This is a genomic window from Negativibacillus massiliensis, assembly GCF_900148495.1.
In the GTDB taxonomy this organism is placed as follows: domain Bacteria; phylum Bacillota; class Clostridia; order Oscillospirales; family Ruminococcaceae; genus Negativibacillus; species Negativibacillus massiliensis.
In genome coordinates this window covers 1,309,723-1,327,760 of the sequence record NZ_FTRU01000008.1, presented here as the reverse complement: position 1 = coordinate 1,327,760, position 18,038 = coordinate 1,309,723, and the positions used below count along the sequence as shown (strand labels likewise).

Sequence of the window (18,038 nt, the reverse complement as noted above, 5' to 3'; positions counted from 1 at the left end):
AGGATAGTATCATAAAAAACAGAGCGGAAAGCATAGGATGAATGGGAGGTGTGCGTCGTGTCGGGAAAAAATTTCAGTGCAACAAGTTTTATCCGTCTAAATGATGAAACGGTATTGCCGGTGAGCACGGTTTTATATGTCCAGGGAAATAAGATACAGGAAGAACACCATATTTTAGCAGAGGAATGGGAAAAAATGGTTCAGGAGATGATGGAGCGTGCAGGGAGAGTGATGTCCGATTATATCGGCACACAACATTTAGAAGGAGAAAAGAAGAGTGAGAATGAAACACTTTTTTGACCGGATTTAGAATAAGAAAAGTTTTTGGGTAAGACGAGATAAAAAATTTTATGAAACAGAAGGAAAGTTGTATTTTTTAATGCAACTTTCCTTTTGTTTTTGGGTATGGATGAAGGGAGGACAGGCTGTTTTGACAGCAGAGAGATGAAAGTAAGATAGGAGGGAGTAAAGATGTGGACAAATCACAAGAACAGGAAGATTTGAGATGACATACTTTATAAAGGGGGAGATAATTTTTGTCGAAACGTATCTGTTTGTGTAACTGTCAGTAAATAAAGTGAAGAAAGGAGAATGGTAAAATGCCGATTGTAACAGGAAAAACGCCAGAGGGACTTATCAAACACGCTCAAAAAGCATTCAATGAAAAATGGTGGTATGTCTGGGGAACCTTTGGCAACAAACTGACCGAGAGTCTTTTGGAAACAAAAGCCAAACAGTACCCGCTTTATAATGGAGGAGCAAACAAAGAGATCCACAAAAAACACCTTGGACAGACAGCATGTGACTGTGTGGGGCTAATTAAAGGTTACTGTATGTGGTCTGACAAAGAAAACAAGCCGATCTACCGAGCGGATCTCGACTATAATACCGGAATGATGTACGATGCTGCTACCCGAAAAGGGACAATCGACACCATCCCAGAGCGCGCAGGAATCTGTGTTTATATGCAGGGACATGTTGGGGTCTATATTGGAAATGGATGGGTAATTGAGTGTGCCGGAAATCGCGGCGCAGTCAAAACCCCACTGCGAGGAAGAGGTGCAACAGCCTGGACCCACTGGATGGAGTGTCCTTTCATTGATTACAGCAAGATAGAAGAGGAGGTGGACGATATGGCAAAATATCTGCCCTATACGGTAGAAGTGAAAACCTTTTCCAAAGCACATGATTTAGCAGAAGGACTGTGCAGCAAACTTGCAGACAAAGGATACTATGCGTTTGTTTACAGTGTAAAGGAAATAGATCGTGTTTGTGTAGGTCGTTTTGACACAGAGAAAAAAGCGCAGATCACCTGTGATGACCTGAAGAAAAAGGGTTTTGCAGGAACAGTAAAAACAGTATAAAAGATGACAAAAAGAAAGGAAGGAAAATATGCAGGATATTGATATTACCCAGATTGTTGCCGCGCTGATCGGACTGCTTTCGGTGCTGGTAACAAGTGTGATTGTGCCGCTTATTCGTACAAAGCTTACCAATGTTCAGTGGGAAACAGTAAAGAATTATGCACTGGCAGGTGTGCAGGCAGCGGAGATTATTTTTGATGCACAGGGAAAAGGAGAAGAAAAGCTCGAATGGGTGAGCAGCTATATTGAATCGCAATGCCAAAAACATGGAATCAAGATTGATATGGATACTGTTCGAATTGCCATCGAGAATGCCTGGAAAGACTTGGGGCTGGATACAAAGCACAGAACAAAAGAGGCGGTATAAAATGGTGGAATGGCTGGCAAAATATTGGCTGGAAGCGTTGTTTTCGGGAATTTTGACCGGACTGAGTTTTATCGTCAAGATGATGTGGAATCGACAAAAACAGGAAGACTGTCGGCAAAAGGCAATTGAGTTTGGAATTCAGGCACTGCTGCGTGATCGGGTGGTGCAGGCATATTATCATTACACCGAGCGTGGCTGGATCACTCTGCACGGTTTGGAGGCTGCCGAGAAAATGTACACCGAGTATCATAATCTCGGCGGCAATGGTACAGTAACCAAGTTGATGGAGGATTTGCGGGAGCTTCCAGTAAAAGACAGGGTAACTGTGCTAAAGGACAAAATGAGTCCTACAGATTAATAAAATGGGCGCCTTTCTGATAAAAAAAGGCGCCCATTCTTTTCATATCTTATTGCAATTGGGTGGTCCAGATGGAGAGCTTGGTGCAGCGACACGATACTTAAGCCAGCGTTACACTGCTCCATGGGGACAGATCAAAGCAGGGCTGACCGATATTGGTACAGAAGAGCTGGCACATATTGAACTGGTCAGCGCAATCCTGTACCAGTTGACCAAAGGATTGAGTGTGGAAGAAATCAAGGAAGGCGGAATGGAAGCTTACTTTGTCGATCACACAACCGGCATCTATCCGCAGGCTGCATCCGGTGTTCCTTTTTCCGCATCCACCCTTCAGTCGACCGGAGATATTATTTGTGACTTGGTAGAAGACCTTGCAGCAGAGCAGAAAGCGCGTGTCACCTACGACAATATCTTGCGACTGGTGGATGATCCGGATGTCAGGGAACCAATCAAGTTTTTGCGTGCAAGAGAAATTGTACATTTCCAGCGGTTTGGTGAGATGCTTCGAATTGCGCAGGAGCAGCTGGACAGCAAAAACTTTTATGCATTTAATCCGGAGTTTGACGTAAACCGAAAAAACAGACAGAAATAAAGTGTCAAAAAAATATAAAACAAAAACGGACGCACAATAGAAGCGTCCGTTTTTGTTTTGTAAAAAAGAGAGTTGGAGAATCTTTTGTATGTCAGCATTTATGCGGACATCTGAGAAAAATGGTGAAACAATTGAGCAAGGTTTTCTGAGGAAAGGCAGGAACAAACGTTTTTCAGGGTTTGTTCTGGAAGTTGAGAGAGCAGTGCCATTGCACATTCCTGAGCATCAAATTCACTTAGTCCAAGGCTTTGAAAAACAGGACATAATTGATGATACTGCTCTTCATACTGCTGAGCTAATTCGTGTCCAAATGGAGTGATGTGCAGCGATTTGTCCGGAGCCTGTTCGATCAGCCCTTCTTTGCAAAGGGAAGAAAGCATTTTGCAGACCGAAGCTCTGGAAATTCCCAACTGTACGGCAATATCGATGCAGCGTACGCGGGAAGAAATTTTTAACTCGGAAGCTCGTTCCAAAGCTGCGATTGTCAGCAGGTAGCGCAATTTGCCGGAGGTCAGTTTCATGTCGATCAGGCTCCTTTCAGAGAATTAAAATTTAAGCAGCAGTCTTGGCAACTTTCAGTTTTCTGGTGCGTTCTTCCGGGTTTGGACGAACCATCAGATAAACCATGGCAGCCAGAAGGATAATGCCAACAACCGTTCCAAGTCCGAAGGTACCCCCCAGCAGAAGGTTGCCAATCTGGTAGATAATCAAGGATACAACGTAAGCAAAGAGACACTGATAGCCAATTGCAATCCAGGTCCATTTGCCGCTTCCCATCTCACGACGGATTGCACCGATTGCAGCAAAGCAAGGAGCGCACAGCAGGTTAAAGACAAGGAAGGAGTATGCAGAAATCATGGTGAAGTTCTGTGCAAATACCGACCACATCTCATCGCCGTTTTCTGCTACCTCAGCAAAGCCATAAAGGATTGCCATAACGCTTACCAGGTTTTCTTTTGCCACCAGACCAGCAAAGCTGCCGACTGCGGCTTCCCAGTGTCCCCATCCAAGAGGAGCAAAGATTGGTGCAATTACGCGGCCGATAGAAGCCAGAATGGAATCTGGAGTTTCGACCATCTGCAAACTGAAGTTAAAGTTGGAAAGGAACCAAATGAGTGCGGAAGACAGGAAAATAATGGTACCTGCCTTACGGACAAAGGCTTTGGAACGATCCCACATGTGGATCAGAACGCCTTTTACGCTTGGAATATGGTAAGCTGGAAGTTCCATAACAAATGGAGCAGGGTCACCGGCAAAGAGTTTCGTTTTCTTTAAGATGATGCCGGAAACAATGATTGCAGCAATACCGACAAAGTAAGCGGAAGTTGCAACCCAGCCAGAACCATGGAACAATGCGCCGGAAATCAGACCGATGATAGGAAGTTTTGCAGAACATGGGATAAAGGTGGTTGTCATAATGGTCATCTTGCGGTCGCGGTCATTTTCAATGGTACGGCTTGCCTGAACAGCAGGAACGCCGCAGCCCAGACCGACCAGCATTGGGATAAAGGATTTACCCGACAGACCAAAACGACGAAAAACACGGTCCATGATAAAGGCAATACGTGCCATGTAACCGCAGTCTTCCAAAAGTGCGAGCAGCAGGAAGAGAACCATCATCTGAGGCAGGAAGCCAAGTACAGCACCGACACCGGCGATGATGCCATCCAGAACCAGAGACTGGAGCCATGGAGCGGTATTGGCAGCGGTGAGCCATCCTTCCACTGCTGGAGGAATTATTTCGGTAAACAGAACATCATTGACCCAGTCGGTCATCATCGTTCCCACAGTGGAGATGGAAAGATAGTAAACTACAAACATGACCAGCGCAAAGATAGGAAGCGCAAGAATGCGGTTTGTAACAATCTTATCGATTTTATCGCTGGTGGTAAGTCTCTGTTTTGTCTGCTGTTTCTGATAGCAGGTTTTGAGAATGCGGGAAATTGCCTGATAGCGCTCATGAGTGATGATGCTTTCTGCATCGTCATCAAATTCACGCTCGGCTTCCTGACGCAGCGCTTCGATCTGATCCAGTACAGCTGCGGAAAGATTGAGCTGTTCCATTGCTTTTTCATCGCGTTCAAAAAGCTTGATTGCAAACCAGCGAAGATTGTTTGGATCACAGTTTCCGGCAATCTGTTTTTGAATCATTGCAAGAGTTTCTTCCAGTTTTGGGTCGAAGGAAAGCGGTTTTGGTGCAAGCGATTTTCTCTGAGCAAGGGTCAGCGCTGCTTTTGCAACCTCAGCGCTTCCTTCTCCTTTCAGAGCACTGGTCTCGATAATCTGACAGCCAAGAGCCTGTGAAAGCTTTGCAACGTCAATCTTATCTCCATTTTTGCGGACAAGATCCATCATGTTCAGCGCAATCACCATTGGCACTCCAATTTCCAGCAGCTGGGTGGTCAGATAAAGATTTCGTTCCAGATTGGAAGCATCCACAATGTTGATCATTGCGTCAGGATGCTGGGTGACCAAATAGTTTCTGCTGACAACTTCCTCCAATGTGTATGGGGAAAGGGAGTAGATGCCTGGTAAATCCTGAATGATTGCCTGTTTGTTTGCTTTGAGCTTTCCTTCTTTTTTTTCTACTGTAACACCTGGCCAGTTGCCGACGTACTGGCTGCTTCCGGTCAGGTCATTAAACATGGTTGTTTTTCCGCAGTTTGGATTTCCTGCTAATGCAATTTTGTACTCCATGGTCCATCCTCTTTTCTTCATTGCAGTTATTGCTTGATTAGCAATTGCTAACTTACATTCAAAAAATTATGCTGTCACTTCAATCTGCTCGCAGTCAGCTTTTCGCAAAGAAAGTTCGTAGCTGCGGACATTCACTTCGATTGGGTCTCCCAGAGGAGCAACCTTTCTGACAAAGACCTCGGTTCCTTTGGTCAATCCCATATCCATGATGCGGCGCTTAACAGCACCTTCTCCATGCAGCTTGACGATCGTAACCGTCTGGCCGGGTTTCACATCCTTTAATGTTTTCATCACAATCCCTCCTGATTATATTACACACTCATCCATTCTGATATTGGGGATGCAGTATGATTCTTACAACATAACTCTCTGTGCCATCGAGGCATCCAGAGCAATTCGGCTGCCTTTAATGTTCAAAATGAGGTTGCCGCCATTGGATGAAATAATGGTGACTTTTTCTCCAGCGACAAAGCCAAGCTCTGCCAGATGCTGACGGACATCATCTTTTCCGGTGATCCTTTGAATTACAGCAGTTTGACCAACAGATGCAAAAGTTAATGGCATCATAATTCCTCCCTCACTTCATTTCATATAATTAGCTAATGCTAACTTTTCTTGCTGGTGTAAGTTTAGCACAGACTAACTAATATGTCAATCAATATTAATAAAAATGTGTTAGCTTAGGATAACTTATAAAATCTGATTGACAAACCACTCGACAGATGATATATTATAACTAAAATATATCGTAAAACGATATATCAGGAGGCGATAAAATGGAACGAATGCAGCCATTGACCGACGCGCTGTTTTATGTACTGCTTGCACTGCGTCAGCCAAAGCATGGATATGGCATTATACAGGAAGTACAGGAACTGACCAATGGAAGGTTGGTACTTGGGGCAGGAACATTATATGGAGCGTTAAAGATGCTGGAGGAACGGGGATGGATCTCCCTTTACAGTCAGCAGAATGATTCGAGGAAGAAAAAAGAATATTTAATTACCGAAGAAGGACGAAGGGCTTTTTTTGCAGAGTGTGATCGATTAACCGAGATGTTAAATAACAGTCATCTGATGCGGGAGGAGGAAGCAGAATGAAAGAAAAACTGGTAAGATGGAAGTTTTATTTTGATAAAGATAAAGAAGAGCAGTGGCTCAACGAGATGGCAGATAAAGGATGGAATATGAAAAAAAACTGTTTGGGAATCTATATCTTTGAGCATTCTGATAAAAGACAGTATACATATCGAATTGATATTCTGCCGGAGGATGAACAAGAAAAAGAGGAGTACCTGACTTTTTTAAAGGAAGAAGGAGATATAGAGATAGTACAGCAAAGATTATTTTGGGTAGTTTTAAGAAAATTATCGGATAAGGGTGTTTTTGAGCTATACAGTGATGCAGAATCCAAGAAACAACAATACAGGAAAATGGAACAAATATTTTATGTTCTGTCAGGAGTATGTTTTTTCTTTATGTTTTTTACAGCAATCCCAGCAGTAAAAAAAGATCATGCACTTATTATTTTGCCAATGTTTCTTGCTGTTCTAGGTGTGATAATGTTAAAGCAAGCGAGAAAAAACAGTCAAAAAAGAAAAAAGTTGGAGCAGTGTGCTGCCGATTTATTCTAGAATAAAAGATATACGATATTCTTATTCACGCGATTCTGGAAATCAGTTTGTCTGAACAAAAGATTAATTTTTATTTCAAAAAAGATATTCAAAAATAAAACACCCTCTGTTCTCAAGTCTTGTGGGAAAAGAGGATGTTCAAAATTTGTAGCGAAGCCTAGTCGTTTTTTCTTGCAATGCGGCAGGGATTGCCGTAAGCGATCACATTGCTTGGAATATCTTTGGTAACGACACTTCCTGCGCCGATAACCACGTTGTCCCCGATGGTGACGCCCGGCATAATAATAGCTCCTCCGCCAATCCATACATTGTCCCCAATGATAACCGGGGCAGTTCTGGTTTTGCAGAATTCAAAGGAACCATCTGGCTTAGGCTCCCCAAAGCGTTCTCTGGCGTTTGTGGGGTGGAAGGCAGTGTAAATCTGGACATTTGGTGCAATCAGGGCATTATTGCCGATCACAATTTTGTTGTCGTCCAGAAAGGTGCAATTCATGTTGACCTCGCAGTTGTTTCCAAAGTAAATGTTGTTTCCGTAGTCAACATAAAAAGGAGCTGTGATCCACAAATTTTTGCCTCGCCCGCCGAGCAGTTCGCTGAGGATGCGGTCTTTTTCTGCTAGATTTTCAGAATCGGTATTGTTGTAATCTCGGGTCAGATTTTTTGCTTTGTGCCACTGGGTCAAAAGTTCTTTGTCGCCGCAGTCGTATAGCTCTCCTGCCAGCATTTTTTCCCGTTCGGTCATGTGATTTCCTCCTGAAAGATAAAGTTGAAAGATAAAACAATTGCCCTTCCTCAAAACATCAGGAAAGGAAGGGCAATCTTTTTTAGTGTCTAATACCAAGGGTTTGGTAAAAAGGGAACAAGGGCATTCCAGATAACTGCAAGAATGATGTCAGTGCCGCCCATCAGCGCAATAAAGGTAAAACCGGAAACAGTTAACAGGTTGATACCGCAGATCAGTAACTTTAGCCAGATTGATCGAAAGGACAGGCAGACAAACAAGGAACCGTAGAATGCGACCCACACAAAATGAAATGGATCGATTGGGGTACCGGTAAGAAACAGGTAGCACAAAAGAGGGAAAAGAAGGGAAATGCAGAAAAGTATCGTTTTGAAAACCGGATTAGTTTTGCAAAATAACAGGATCTTTTTTATGATAAGTATCCCTCCCTTTTTTACAGTTAGATTCTTGCAAACTGTGCTTCGTACAGTTCCTTGTAAATACCGTTTTCTTTTTCCAGCAGCTGAGCATGAGTGCCGCGTTCCTGAATGCCATCACGGTCCATAACGATGATTTCATCTGCATGCTTGATGGTGGAAAGTCTGTGTGCAACCACGATAGTGGTACGGTTCTTACACAGTTCGTCCAGCGAATCCTGAATGTAGTTTTCGGTCACATTGTCTAGAGCGGAGGTCGCTTCATCCAGAACAAGGATTGGAGGATTCTTTAAGAAGACACGTGCAATCGAGATACGCTGTTTCTGACCACCCGAAAGTTTGACACCGCGCTCACCGACAAAGGTTTCATAGCCTTCTGGAAGGCTCATAATGTAATCGTGGATGTTTGCTTTTTTAGCAGCTTCAATGACTTCTTCACGGGAAGCACCCAGCTTGCCGTAGGCGATATTGTCAAAGATGGTTCCGGTAAAGAGGAAGACATCCTGCTGAACAATACCGATTTTCTGGCGAAGGGAAGAACGGGTGACGGTGCGGATGTCGTGACCATCTACCGAGATGCTTCCGCTGGAAATCTCATAGAAACGAGGAATCAGGTGGCAGAGAGTCGTTTTACCGCCGCCGGAAGGGCCGACAATAGCAACCATCTTGCCCTGCGGGAAGGTGAGCGAGATGTTAGAAAGTACCTCTTTGCCTTCATCATACTGGAAGGTAACATTGTCAAAGGTGATCTCGCCCTTAACATCGGTCAGTTCCTGCGCATGCTCATCTTCTTTTTCCGGCTGTACGTTCATCAGTTCTTCAAAGCGAACATAGCCGGTGATGGCGTTCTGGAACATTTCGACAAACTGGATCAGCTTCTTAATTGGGGTCACGAACATGTTGATAAACAGCATGTAAGCAACCATATCGCCGACAGTGATGACACCGGCATAAACGCAGTATCCGCCGCCAGCCAGAATGATAACATTCATCATGGCAGTCAGGAAGTTGGTACCAGAGAAAAACTCTGCCATAACGCGGTAGGCTTTTTCACGAACTGCAACGTAGCGCTGGTTGTTTTCATTAAACTTTTTCTGTTCTTCTGCTTCTCCGGTAAAAGCGCGGGCAACACGCACGCCGGCAATCGAGTTTTCCAGACTTGCGTTTACTTCCGCAATTTCGATTCGGTTTTTGCGGAAAGCAACGGTCATTGCAGTGCGCTTTTTCACGATGAATAAAACCAAAAACGGAATCATGATAAAGGTAAGCAATGTCAGTGGAACGTTGACAGTACACAGGATAATGAAGGAGCCAATGATGGTTACTGCTGAGATAAACAGGTCTTCCGGACCATGGTGAGCAAACTCGGAAATATCCATCAGGTCGTTGACGATTCGGGACATGATGACACCGGTTTTGTGTTCATCAAAGTAGGAGAATGGAAGTCTTTGCAGATGGGTGAAGACGTCGCGGCGCATGTCTGCCTGCATGCGAACACCCACAACATGACCCTGATACTGCATGATATACTGCATAATGGTCTGGATGATATAGATGACCAGAAGCGCTGCACACCAGGAAAAAATCAACTGGAGATTTTTGTCCGGAATGTAGGTGTTGATGATGTTTCGGGAAATGACAGGGTACATCAGGTCGCAGCTGGCCGCAATCAGCGCGCATACCATGTCCAGTACAAACAGCTTCCAGTGCGGTTTGTAGTAGCGGGCAAACGATTTCAGCATGATAACACACTCCTCACATACTTTTTACATTCCTTTCTATCATACACGATTCTGTATGTTTTTTCAATCCATTGTGAAAGGATAGACGTAATCTCTGAAAAGAATGGTCAAAGTAGAATTTGTATGATAGAATAAAAGAAAAAGGGCAAATTTTAGGGGAGGGAGAAGCATGAGAAAAAAAGAAATACGGCTTTATAATCTGCTGTTTCCAATCTGGATGTTTTTTATCTGGCCGAGTGTTTTGTGGTTGATTCTGCTGCCGGCAAATTTTGTGATCGACAGCGTGGTGCTGCTTTTGGCAATGTATGCTCTTCATCTGGAAAACCGGCTATACCTTTGGAAAAAAAGCATTGTTCGGATTTGGCTGATTGGCTTTCTCAGCGACTTTATAGGTGCAGCACTCATCTTTGTTCTGATGCTTGTTTCGGATTGGCTGAAACTGCCGTTTAATCTGATTTTATTCCCGGCAACAACGATAATCGCCATTCCAGGAGTGTTGCTTGCGGGAGTACTGATTTTCTTCTTGAATAAACGCTTTTCCTTTCAAAAATTGCAGGATGAGCTTTCTGGTGAGCAGATTCACAAACTTTGTCTTGCTTTGGCGATTTTTACAGCACCGTATGCAATGTTTATCCCGTTGTACGGCTAATCAAAAAATGGAAAAAAGAAAACCTCCACGGAAAAGTGGAGGTTTTTTATGTTTTTACAGATAGACTGCGATTTCTTCCGCAGCTTGATTTTCAAATGGAACTTTTGTAAGTAGTTGGTCAATCTGGCGGCAGTATTCCTGCGGATTTGTAGTGTAGCAGTTCATGTGTTTTGCACCTTCTACCGGACAAAAGGTGATGTTCGGGTTTGCCTTGGCAATTTCCTTACTCATCGAGCAGGGGACCAGCGGATCTTTTGTGCCATGGAACAGGAGGACAGGAACCCGGATGTTTTTGGCAGCCTGCACCGCAGAGATACTGCTCATGTCCACGCCTGTTTTAGTTTTGATAATCAGCTTGACCAGCGGGAGCAGAAGTTTTGGACTCAGAGAACTTCTCTTTTGAAACTGAAGGGTCATCATGCTGTCCCAATCAGAGAAAGGACAGTCAGCGATACAGAACAATGGTTTGTTTTCCAGCGGCACTGATGGAGAATTTGCTTTTTCCATGGCAAGCAGCGCAGTGACCGCACCCATGGATTCCCCCATGATACCGGTACGTGCCCGCTCAAAGCCGTTGAGTCGTGCGTGGCGGGTAATCTGTGTCAGCCACTCCAATGCATCGTCACTTTCCAATGCACCAAAGGTGATAAAATCGCCCTGACTTTCTCCCTGTGCCTGCTGGTCAGGTACAAGGACATTGAATCCTCGTTCGAGCAGCATCGGCAGATATTTGAGCGCACCGACCCAAGGATAGTTGTAGCCATGCAAAAACAGAATGTAATGGTCAGTCTGAGCTGAGGCAAGATACAGACGGGCAATCAGTTCCTGACCGCGGGCATTCTTTAAAAAGAGCTTATCGTATTTTAAGTCCATCAGAGAACGGTCAATATGGTTGCGGGTGATTTCCTGGCTGAGGACCGCACCGTAGCTGATGTCTCTTGGAGCAATTGCTTCCAGCGCAAGTTTGATGGCAATATGCCGTCTGACAGAAAGAATCAGCAGCAGAATCACAACAAATACAATCAGTAAGATTAACATGATATTAAGAACAGGCATTCTTTCACCTCATAAAGTAACATGGATTTTATACGGATGTATTATAACACAGATTCTGGCAAAAGAAAAAAACTTTTTGTGAAATCTATCAGGCTTTTCGACAAAGAAAAACCGCCTCTGCCGTTTTCAGGTGCAGAAGCGGTAAAATAATACCGAAGATGGACTAATCCAGAAGTCTGCCATCGGTCGAAATGACATGAACCTGCCATGGAATCAGTTTTCCGCAGTCGGTCAGTGCTTTTTTTAGAGCTTGTTCCAATCCGCCGCAGCAAGGGACTTCCATTCTCACAAGGGTAACGCTTTTAATATTGTGATTTTTCAAGATAGCGGTCAGTTTTTCCGAGTAATCAACCGGGTCAAGTTTTGGACAACCAACCAGTGTAATGCGATTTTTGATAAAGCGGTTGTGAAAATCGGCATAGGCAAATGGGGTGCAGTCCGCCGCAATCAACAGATGTGCATTTTCAAAGTATGGTGCATTGGGAGCAACCAGACGAATCTGTACTGGCCACTGCGAAAGCTGGCTCTGCATTGGCTGAGAGAAGGAGTCAGCGGCATTGACTGGGGTCGGGCGAACAAAGGTTTTGGCGCGGGAACTGGGGCAGGAATGACCGCCGCAGGGAGAAGCAGCTGATTTTGATTTTTCGCCCTGTCTTGCCTTGACAGCCTCTTCATCATAAGCAGCGGCCTCTCTTTCAATAATGCGGATCGCATCCATTGGACATGCCGGCAGGCAGTCGCCAAGACCATCACAGTAATCATCGCGGATAAGTTTAGCTTTTCCATTTATCATGGCAATGGCACCTTCGTGACAGGCTTTTGCGCACAGACCACAACCATTGCAGCGTTCTTCGTTAATAGAAACAATCTTTCGAATCATACTTTTCTTTCTCCTTATAGACTCAATTACAGTTGAGGATAGATTTGTTAACACTAGGATACTATAATATAAAGAAAAAAGCTGTTGTTTTTCCAACAAAATAAAAAGAAGGGAAATGAAAAATGGAAAACAAAAATCTTACAAAGATTGCCCTGATGCAGGGACTTAATGAACAGGAGATTTCGCTTATTTTAAATTGCCTTCAGGCAAAGATAAAAAAATATGAGAAAGGTGAGACCATCTTTCAGGAAGGGGAGAAAATTGAGGAGATCGGAATTATTTTTTCCGGAACAGTGACGGTCCAGCGCAATGATTACTGGGGAAATCGTTCCATTGTGGCTCTTCTAGGGGAAATGGATGTGTTTGGTGAGACCTTTGCCTGTCTTAACCAAGCCTCGGATGTGCAGGTCATCGCGGAAGAAGCAAGTGAGATCTTGTTTTTACAGGTAAATCGTGTCCTGACAACCTGTTCTTCTTCCTGTCAGTTTCACAATCGACTGATTCGGAATCTTCTGGAGATTTGTGCGAAAAAAAATTACCAGATGAACGTCAAAGTGGACATCCTTTCTCAAAAAACAACCAGAGAAAAGCTGCTGACCTTTTTGTCCCGACAGGCCATTCGTTTGGGAAAACAGCAGTTTGAGATTCCATTTAACCGTCAGCAACTGGCAGATTATCTTTCGGTCGACCGAAGCGCTATGACGGTGGAGCTTGGTAAGTTAAAAAAGGAGGGGATCATTGACTTTCAAAAAAATGTATTTGCCCTTAATCGGTAAGGAACGGAAGGAAGAACACTGGGGAAAGAAAAAAGGATGTTTTGATAATAGATAAATTGCAGCAGTTGGCAGATTGTTTTTTAAAAAAGAAGCACTTCGCTTGAGAAGACAGGCAGTGATAGTCTCGGAAAGAGAGGAACCATGGGGATTTTGCGGGCATAGTTTGTTGATGTAGACCAAAGTCTGCACAATAACAAAACCCAGAAAAGGAGCGATCAGACCATGCTGTTTCAGCGAGAGGATAAAGAGAACACCAGCGGATGCGCGGTGTTTACCAGTCAGCCGATTTCCCTGGCAATGGCCTATGTGCCGCGGCAGGAATGGGAAGATTTATACGAAGCAGGTTTGGGATTAGAGCGGGGAACCATTTTTTCTCAGCTTGACAAACCATTTATCGGAGAGGAGGCGGTTTTGAATGCAGGCAAACATGCAGCAAAGTAACATCCGTCAGGTACTGATGAAACGAATTCAGATGTGCGAATTTGCCCTGATTGAAGCCGGACTCTTTCTGGATAGCCATCCGGATGACCAACAGGCTTTAAAATATTACAGCAAGCATCAGCAGCTTTTAGATCAGGCAAAAGCAGAATATGTAAAACAATTTGGTGCATTGGAACCGACCGTAATGGAGGGAGACACCAGATGGAACTGGGTGGATGATCCGTGGCCGTGGGATCTTGAACACAACCAAAGTGCGGCAGAAAATCCATCACAGAGATAGGAGGAAGAGATCATGTGGACATATTCAAAAAAACTGGAGTATCCGGTTAAGATTGCCCATCCAAATGCGGCTGCTGCAAAAGTAATCATCTCTCAGTTGGGTGGACCCAATCTCTTTAAGATATTGTTTTTATTTGAAACTGCTGTAAACCTTGACAGGAGTTTTCTTAAATCGGAGTAAAAAGAATCGCTTGCAATTCTATGATTTCTTCCTATTAAAAAATGGACAAACAAAATCTGTGCAAATAGGGCATATTATAACATTAACATGCCTTGTGCATCAAATATTGGGAGAAATCTGGAGGAATGAAACGATGTATTCAGCAATGGTATTGGTGGCACTGTGCAACATGATTTATCTGGCGCTTCACGTGACCGGCAGCGGATCTTTTCCAAAGCCCCTGTCTAAGGAAGAGGAAGAAGAGTGTCTGGAGCGCATACAGGAAGGGGATGAGCAGGCAAAAAACAAGCTGATTGAACACAATCTGCGCTTGGTTGCCCACATCATCAAGAAATATTACGCCAGCTATCGGGATCAGGAGGATTTGATTTCGATTGGCACAATAGGACTCATTAAAGCAGCAAACAGCTTTAACAGCAGCAAGGGAACCAAGTTTGCGACCTATGCAAGCAGATGTATTGAAAATGAGATCCTCATGCACTTTCGGCAGAAGAGAAAGAGTATGCAGGACATCTCCATTAGCGACCCGATTGATATTGATAAGGATGGAAATTCCATCACTCTGATGGATATTGTGCAGGACGATGAAAACATCCTGGACAGCATTGACCTGAGCATCCAGTCACAGAAGCTCTATCACTTTATCGAACAGAATCTGGAACCAAGGGAGCAGAAAATACTAACCTATCGGTATGGATTATACAATGTCCGTCCTCTGCCGCAGCGTGAGGTGGCTAAAAAGCTGGATATTTCCCGTTCCTATGTGTCCCGCATCGAGAAAAAAGCGTTGGAAAAACTGAAAGATTATTTTAATGAAACGACAGCCTACAACAGATATTAGAAAAATGCACACCTTTACTGGGTGTGCATTTCTTTACATTGACAATATCGAATATCGATATTATAATCAAAGTAGAAATATCGATATTCGATATAACTTGAGATTAATAGAAAAGAGGTGACCTGGATGCCGAGAGAAAAATTTCAGATACTGACCGAACAGATGTTTTATATTCTGCTCTGCCTGCGGGAAGAGTGCTGTGGAACCGATATCATGGAAAAGGTACGGGAAATGACCAAGGGCAGGGTAATGATCGGGCCAGGTACGCTGTATAACCTGTTGGAAAGCTTTGAGGAAGTGGGAGCAATCCGGCAAACCCGGGCAGAGGGCAGGAAGCGGAATTATATCATTACCTACGAGGGTAAGGCGATGCTCAAAGAAGAATATCAGCGGCTGCAAAAGCAGATGCAGGATTATGAGCAGTTCATGCGGGAGGAGGAAGGAGTATGAAGGTAAGATATCGGATGGAAGGATTCAGCTTTTACGATTATGACAACATTACGATTCATCTGGAGAAGATGGCGCAGAAAGGCTGGATGCTGGAGAAAATTTGGAATGGATTCTGGAAATATCGCAAAATCCAGCCGCAGAAGCTCAAATTTGCGGTGACTTATTTCTGGGAAGCCTCGGATGAAAATATGCAGCACACCGAAAATCAGGAGATCTTTCTGGAATCCTGCGAGCAGGCAGGCTGGAGGCTGTGCGCTGAGTGGATGCAGATGCAGATTTTCTACAGCGAGCAGGAAAATCCCATTCCAATCGAAACGGATGAAGCGGCAAAACTCGATAACATCCATCTCTGCATGAGACAGCAATATTTGAAAACGAATCTATTCCTGCTTTTGATTATGAGTGTACTGTCCTTTTCTTCTGGGGTAAACCTAATCAAAACCCCACTGTCCGCATTGACGATTTCCTCAATTTTTTGGGGAACCGTCTTCACAGTGGCTTTTCTGGTATATTTGCTGTGGACCATCTTGGGGTATTGGAACTGGTATCGTGCGAGCAAAGCATCTGTCCGGTCAGGCGGCAGGTGTGTGACACTTACTCGATGGAATCATTGGGTGACAAAAGGATTGATTCTGCTCTCTTTTTTCGCAGTAGTGCTTGCGTTTGTAACGATTTATCCTTTATCAGATCGCATCTATGTTATGGTCCGTATAGGCCTGTTTCTTTTTATGGTTGCTATATGCAGCTGGCTGAGAGTCTGGATGAAAAAGAGAAAAGTAAATCAGTCGCTTTCCACACTTGTCATGGTCGCAGTTAGTGTGGTTTGTGCAGCAGGAATCCTTTCTTGGGAGTTGGGCTGGGAGAAAAGTGTTTGGAAAGAAAAATTGGACCCTCAGCCGGTTGATATCTACCTTTCCAAAGATGGAATCGAATGGGAAGTTTATGATGATCAAATCCCGCTGCGGGTGGAAGATATGAAAGAAATGGAAGAAACCGTTTACAGCTATAAGTGGACCAGAAAGGACGAGAGTATCCTTGCAAAGTGTTATGCAGCGGCGCAGAGAGAACGGGGAGAAACCAATGCTCCGGAACTTTATTATCAGATTGTGGAGGTAAGGCTGCCGGTTCTGTATGATCTTTGTCTGAACGGTTTGCAACAGGATGATTGGTGGGTCGAAGATGAGGAATTTTTTCCAATTGAGGATGAACGATGGCAGGCAGACCGAGTCTATCGGAAATATGCGGTTGCTGGAGCGGAAAAAACACCGCTCAATGAATATCTTATTTGCTGGGATCGATTCCTTGTCAGAATCTCACTGGATTGGGAACCGGACAGCGAAGATATCAAGGTGATTCGGGAGAAACTTTCTGCTCCCGTACTGGAAAGAAAACTTTGATAAAAGGCTTAACTGCTGGTTAATTTTCTGCGGATTTTCTTAACAACGACTCGATTGTACAGGAACAGTCCTCCTGTTATACTGAAAGCAGAAAATATAAACAGGAGGGATTAACATGAAGATGAACGAAGTGATCCGCAAATACCGAAAGGAACGGGGATTGACACAGGAGCAGGTAGCGGGATATCTGGGGGTATCTACACCGGCGGTCAATAAGTGGGAGAGCGGAAGCAGTTACCCCGACATCACATTGATTCCAGCGTTGGCAAGGCTGCTGCGGGTGGATTTGAACACCCTGATGTGCTTTCAGGAAAACTTAAGTGAGCAGGAGATTGCTGCCTTTGCCAATCAGGTTTATGAAACGATGCACCAGCAAGGATTTGCATGTGGGTTTGCGCAGGCAATGGAGAAAATACAGGAGTATCCAAACTGTGACAAACTGATCTGCATGATAGCAAGTGTGCTGGAAGGCGGACTGATCTTCTTCCGGGTGGAGGAAAAGGAAAACTATCAGCAGCAGATTGATGCACTGTATCATCGTTTGTTAGACAGTGAGGACACAGCGGTTCACAATACAACCAGAAGGATGTTAGTTTCCCGCTATATCACACAGCAGAATTATCAGCAGGCACAACAGCTTCTTGATGAGATAGAAAACGAGCGCCCTCTGGACAAGGTCTATCTCCAAGCTCAGCTGGATACGGCACAGAAAAATTACCCCAAAGCAAAGGAAGCACTGGAACGAAAGCTCTTTTCCGAGATTACGGAAGTGCAGTCTATCCTGCTGTCTTTGATTGATATTGCATTAAAAGAAGAAAACATCCAGCAAGCAGAGCGGTTGGCAGACATTGCATCAGCCAGTGCAGATGTTTTTGAGCTGACGCATTATGGAAAATACAGCACCTACTTTCAGATTGTCATGGCAAAAAAGGACAAAGAGCGGGCATTTGCGCTGCTCACCCAAATGCTGTCTGCTTTACAGGAAAAGTGGGAACCGAAAAAAACAACGCTTTATCAAGATCTTCCGCAAAAAGAACAGGATTCCAGTTTAGGGAATATGCTTGCAAAATCCATCCTTCGGGAAATCAGGGATTCCGGAGAAGAAGGGCGCTTTTTGTGGGAAGATGAGCGCTTTGCAAAGCTGTATCGGCAGTATGTGGAAGAATAAGAGATGGGG

At 44.2% G+C, this 18,038-nt stretch carries 24 protein-coding genes; 16 read left to right on the top strand and 8 right to left on the bottom strand.

Going from position 1 to position 18,038, the window contains the following annotated elements:
* The first annotated feature begins 57 nt into the window (after window positions 1-57).
* The 5 genes from BQ5375_RS12210 to BQ5375_RS12190 all read left to right on the top strand — a co-directional run bounded on the left by BQ5375_RS12210 (window position 58) and on the right by BQ5375_RS12190 (window position 2,681).
* Window positions 58-300: a hypothetical protein gene (locus BQ5375_RS12210; protein ID WP_022133598.1), complete on the top strand. Its 243-nt coding sequence runs from the start codon at window positions 58-60 to the stop codon at window positions 298-300.
* Between the two features lie 299 nt (window positions 301-599).
* Window positions 600-1,364, top strand: a complete 765-nt coding sequence (locus tag BQ5375_RS12205) for an SPOR domain-containing protein (RefSeq protein ID WP_022133597.1) — start codon at window positions 600-602, stop codon at window positions 1,362-1,364.
* 28 nt (window positions 1,365-1,392) lie between these two features.
* Complete coding sequence (locus BQ5375_RS12200) at window positions 1,393-1,731, top strand: phage holin (protein ID WP_022133596.1); 339 nt, start codon at window positions 1,393-1,395, stop codon at window positions 1,729-1,731.
* A gap of 1 nt (window position 1,732) precedes the next feature.
* The gene (locus tag BQ5375_RS12195; RefSeq protein WP_022133595.1) at window positions 1,733-2,089 is read left to right on the top strand and encodes a hypothetical protein; all 357 of its coding nucleotides are present in this window, start codon (window positions 1,733-1,735) and stop codon (window positions 2,087-2,089) included.
* Between the two features lie 4 nt (window positions 2,090-2,093).
* Window positions 2,094-2,681, top strand: coding sequence for a manganese catalase family protein (locus BQ5375_RS12190; RefSeq protein WP_076917993.1), 588 nt, complete (start codon window positions 2,094-2,096; stop codon window positions 2,679-2,681).
* A 98-nt stretch (window positions 2,682-2,779) separates the two neighbouring features.
* Here the strand turns inward: BQ5375_RS12190 and BQ5375_RS12185 are convergent, their stop codons facing one another.
* From BQ5375_RS12185 to BQ5375_RS12170, 4 genes are all read right to left on the bottom strand, one after another.
* On the bottom strand, window positions 2,780-3,202 hold the full coding sequence (locus tag BQ5375_RS12185) for a metal-dependent transcriptional regulator (protein ID WP_076917992.1): 423 nt from the start codon (window positions 3,200-3,202) through the stop codon (window positions 2,780-2,782).
* A gap of 31 nt (window positions 3,203-3,233) precedes the next feature.
* A complete protein-coding gene (gene feoB / locus BQ5375_RS12180) occupies window positions 3,234-5,378 on the bottom strand; it encodes a ferrous iron transport protein B (RefSeq protein ID WP_076917991.1) in 2,145 nt (714 codons plus the stop codon).
* A gap of 66 nt (window positions 5,379-5,444) precedes the next feature.
* Window positions 5,445-5,669, bottom strand: a complete 225-nt coding sequence (locus BQ5375_RS12175) for a FeoA family protein (RefSeq protein WP_022133591.1) — start codon at window positions 5,667-5,669, stop codon at window positions 5,445-5,447.
* Between the two features lie 63 nt (window positions 5,670-5,732).
* Window positions 5,733-5,945 carry a FeoA family protein gene (locus BQ5375_RS12170; RefSeq protein ID WP_076917990.1) on the bottom strand — a complete coding sequence of 71 codons (213 nt, stop codon included), beginning with the start codon at window positions 5,943-5,945 and terminating at the stop codon, window positions 5,733-5,735.
* A gap of 209 nt (window positions 5,946-6,154) precedes the next feature.
* Here BQ5375_RS12170 and BQ5375_RS12165 point away from each other — a divergent pair, with 209 nt between their 5' ends.
* Both BQ5375_RS12165 and BQ5375_RS12160 read left to right on the top strand, forming a co-directional pair.
* Window positions 6,155-6,478 carry a PadR family transcriptional regulator gene (locus BQ5375_RS12165; protein ID WP_022133589.1) on the top strand — a complete coding sequence of 108 codons (324 nt, stop codon included), beginning with the start codon at window positions 6,155-6,157 and terminating at the stop codon, window positions 6,476-6,478.
* Window positions 6,475-7,011, top strand: a complete 537-nt coding sequence (locus tag BQ5375_RS12160; RefSeq protein ID WP_022133588.1) for a DUF2812 domain-containing protein — start codon at window positions 6,475-6,477, stop codon at window positions 7,009-7,011. The genes BQ5375_RS12165 and BQ5375_RS12160 overlap by 4 nt, the downstream gene beginning before the upstream one ends.
* A gap of 157 nt (window positions 7,012-7,168) precedes the next feature.
* On the opposite strand, the gene BQ5375_RS12155 is transcribed toward BQ5375_RS12160, so the two are convergent.
* On the bottom strand, window positions 7,169-7,753 hold the full coding sequence (locus BQ5375_RS12155) for a sugar O-acetyltransferase (RefSeq protein WP_022133587.1): 585 nt from the start codon (window positions 7,751-7,753) through the stop codon (window positions 7,169-7,171).
* 439 nt (window positions 7,754-8,192) lie between these two features.
* Complete coding sequence (locus BQ5375_RS12150) at window positions 8,193-9,911, bottom strand: ABC transporter ATP-binding protein (protein WP_022133586.1); 1,719 nt, start codon at window positions 9,909-9,911, stop codon at window positions 8,193-8,195.
* A 169-nt stretch (window positions 9,912-10,080) separates the two neighbouring features.
* Between BQ5375_RS12150 and BQ5375_RS12145 the strand changes: the two genes are divergently transcribed.
* Complete coding sequence (locus BQ5375_RS12145) at window positions 10,081-10,560, top strand: hypothetical protein (RefSeq protein ID WP_022133585.1); 480 nt, start codon at window positions 10,081-10,083, stop codon at window positions 10,558-10,560.
* Window positions 10,561-10,614: 54 nt separating this feature from the next.
* Here BQ5375_RS12145 and BQ5375_RS12140 read toward each other — a convergent pair whose 3' ends face one another.
* Both BQ5375_RS12140 and BQ5375_RS12135 read right to left on the bottom strand, forming a co-directional pair.
* Complete coding sequence (locus BQ5375_RS12140) at window positions 10,615-11,616, bottom strand: alpha/beta hydrolase (RefSeq protein WP_022133584.1); 1,002 nt, start codon at window positions 11,614-11,616, stop codon at window positions 10,615-10,617.
* A 163-nt stretch (window positions 11,617-11,779) separates the two neighbouring features.
* Window positions 11,780-12,496 (bottom strand): ATP-binding protein, encoded by a 717-nt coding sequence (locus BQ5375_RS12135; RefSeq protein WP_022133583.1) that lies wholly within the window; start codon window positions 12,494-12,496, stop codon window positions 11,780-11,782.
* 122 nt (window positions 12,497-12,618) lie between these two features.
* On the opposite strand from BQ5375_RS12135, the gene BQ5375_RS12130 reads away from it, so the two are divergent.
* From BQ5375_RS12130 to BQ5375_RS12095, 8 genes are all read left to right on the top strand, one after another.
* A complete protein-coding gene (locus BQ5375_RS12130) occupies window positions 12,619-13,272 on the top strand; it encodes a Crp/Fnr family transcriptional regulator (protein WP_022133582.1) in 654 nt (217 codons plus the stop codon).
* Between the two features lie 222 nt (window positions 13,273-13,494).
* Window positions 13,495-13,713 carry a spore coat associated protein CotJA gene (locus BQ5375_RS12125; RefSeq protein WP_022133581.1) on the top strand — a complete coding sequence of 73 codons (219 nt, stop codon included), beginning with the start codon at window positions 13,495-13,497 and terminating at the stop codon, window positions 13,711-13,713.
* Window positions 13,688-13,993 (top strand): spore coat protein CotJB, encoded by a 306-nt coding sequence (locus tag BQ5375_RS12120; protein WP_022133580.1) that lies wholly within the window; start codon window positions 13,688-13,690, stop codon window positions 13,991-13,993. Before BQ5375_RS12125 ends, BQ5375_RS12120 begins: the two co-directional genes overlap by 26 nt.
* Window positions 13,994-14,005: 12 nt before the next feature.
* Window positions 14,006-14,173, top strand: coding sequence for a manganese catalase family protein (locus tag BQ5375_RS14675; RefSeq protein WP_022133579.1), 168 nt, complete (start codon window positions 14,006-14,008; stop codon window positions 14,171-14,173).
* A 133-nt stretch (window positions 14,174-14,306) separates the two neighbouring features.
* The gene (sigK, locus tag BQ5375_RS12110; RefSeq protein ID WP_022133578.1) at window positions 14,307-15,014 is read left to right on the top strand and encodes an RNA polymerase sporulation sigma factor SigK; all 708 of its coding nucleotides are present in this window, start codon (window positions 14,307-14,309) and stop codon (window positions 15,012-15,014) included.
* 126 nt (window positions 15,015-15,140) lie between these two features.
* Window positions 15,141-15,464 (top strand): PadR family transcriptional regulator, encoded by a 324-nt coding sequence (locus tag BQ5375_RS12105; protein WP_022133577.1) that lies wholly within the window; start codon window positions 15,141-15,143, stop codon window positions 15,462-15,464.
* Entirely contained in the window at window positions 15,461-16,861 is a 1,401-nt protein-coding gene (locus tag BQ5375_RS12100; protein ID WP_076917989.1) for a DUF2812 domain-containing protein, read from the top strand. The genes BQ5375_RS12105 and BQ5375_RS12100 overlap by 4 nt, the downstream gene beginning before the upstream one ends.
* 115 nt (window positions 16,862-16,976) lie before the next feature.
* Window positions 16,977-18,029 carry a helix-turn-helix domain-containing protein gene (locus BQ5375_RS12095; protein WP_022133575.1) on the top strand — a complete coding sequence of 351 codons (1,053 nt, stop codon included), beginning with the start codon at window positions 16,977-16,979 and terminating at the stop codon, window positions 18,027-18,029.
* The last annotated feature ends 9 nt before the right edge of the window (window positions 18,030-18,038 follow it).

Excerpts from the sequence above, each read along its gene's own strand:
- BQ5375_RS12150 (WP_022133586.1), bottom strand. The coding sequence starts at position 9,911 with ATGCTGAAATCGTTTGCCCGCTACTACAAACCGCACTGGAAGCTGTTT.
- BQ5375_RS12145 (WP_022133585.1), top strand. The coding sequence starts at position 10,081 with ATGAGAAAAAAAGAAATACGGCTTTATAATCTGCTGTTTCCAATCTGG.
- BQ5375_RS12195 (WP_022133595.1), top strand. The coding sequence starts at position 1,733 with ATGGTGGAATGGCTGGCAAAATATTGGCTGGAAGCGTTGTTTTCGGGA.
- BQ5375_RS12100 (WP_076917989.1), top strand. The coding sequence starts at position 15,461 with ATGAAGGTAAGATATCGGATGGAAGGATTCAGCTTTTACGATTATGAC.
- BQ5375_RS12105 (WP_022133577.1), top strand. The coding sequence starts at position 15,141 with ATGCCGAGAGAAAAATTTCAGATACTGACCGAACAGATGTTTTATATT.
- BQ5375_RS12165 (WP_022133589.1), top strand. The coding sequence starts at position 6,155 with ATGGAACGAATGCAGCCATTGACCGACGCGCTGTTTTATGTACTGCTT.
- BQ5375_RS12140 (WP_022133584.1), bottom strand. The coding sequence starts at position 11,616 with ATGCCTGTTCTTAATATCATGTTAATCTTACTGATTGTATTTGTTGTG.
- BQ5375_RS12175 (WP_022133591.1), bottom strand. The coding sequence starts at position 5,669 with ATGAAAACATTAAAGGATGTGAAACCCGGCCAGACGGTTACGATCGTC.
- sigK (WP_022133578.1), top strand. The coding sequence starts at position 14,307 with ATGTATTCAGCAATGGTATTGGTGGCACTGTGCAACATGATTTATCTG.
- feoB (WP_076917991.1), bottom strand. The coding sequence starts at position 5,378 with ATGGAGTACAAAATTGCATTAGCAGGAAATCCAAACTGCGGAAAAACA.
- BQ5375_RS12160 (WP_022133588.1), top strand. The coding sequence starts at position 6,475 with ATGAAAGAAAAACTGGTAAGATGGAAGTTTTATTTTGATAAAGATAAA.
- BQ5375_RS12185 (WP_076917992.1), bottom strand. The coding sequence starts at position 3,202 with ATGAAACTGACCTCCGGCAAATTGCGCTACCTGCTGACAATCGCAGCT.
- BQ5375_RS12130 (WP_022133582.1), top strand. The coding sequence starts at position 12,619 with ATGGAAAACAAAAATCTTACAAAGATTGCCCTGATGCAGGGACTTAAT.
- BQ5375_RS14675 (WP_022133579.1), top strand. The coding sequence starts at position 14,006 with ATGTGGACATATTCAAAAAAACTGGAGTATCCGGTTAAGATTGCCCAT.
- BQ5375_RS12120 (WP_022133580.1), top strand. The coding sequence starts at position 13,688 with ATGCAGGCAAACATGCAGCAAAGTAACATCCGTCAGGTACTGATGAAA.
- BQ5375_RS12095 (WP_022133575.1), top strand. The coding sequence starts at position 16,977 with ATGAAGATGAACGAAGTGATCCGCAAATACCGAAAGGAACGGGGATTG.
- BQ5375_RS12205 (WP_022133597.1), top strand. The coding sequence starts at position 600 with ATGCCGATTGTAACAGGAAAAACGCCAGAGGGACTTATCAAACACGCT.
- BQ5375_RS12190 (WP_076917993.1), top strand. The coding sequence starts at position 2,094 with ATGGGCGCCTTTCTGATAAAAAAAGGCGCCCATTCTTTTCATATCTTA.
- BQ5375_RS12170 (WP_076917990.1), bottom strand. The coding sequence starts at position 5,945 with ATGATGCCATTAACTTTTGCATCTGTTGGTCAAACTGCTGTAATTCAA.
- BQ5375_RS12135 (WP_022133583.1), bottom strand. The coding sequence starts at position 12,496 with ATGATTCGAAAGATTGTTTCTATTAACGAAGAACGCTGCAATGGTTGT.
- BQ5375_RS12155 (WP_022133587.1), bottom strand. The coding sequence starts at position 7,753 with ATGACCGAACGGGAAAAAATGCTGGCAGGAGAGCTATACGACTGCGGC.
- BQ5375_RS12125 (WP_022133581.1), top strand. The coding sequence starts at position 13,495 with ATGCTGTTTCAGCGAGAGGATAAAGAGAACACCAGCGGATGCGCGGTG.
- BQ5375_RS12200 (WP_022133596.1), top strand. The coding sequence starts at position 1,393 with ATGCAGGATATTGATATTACCCAGATTGTTGCCGCGCTGATCGGACTG.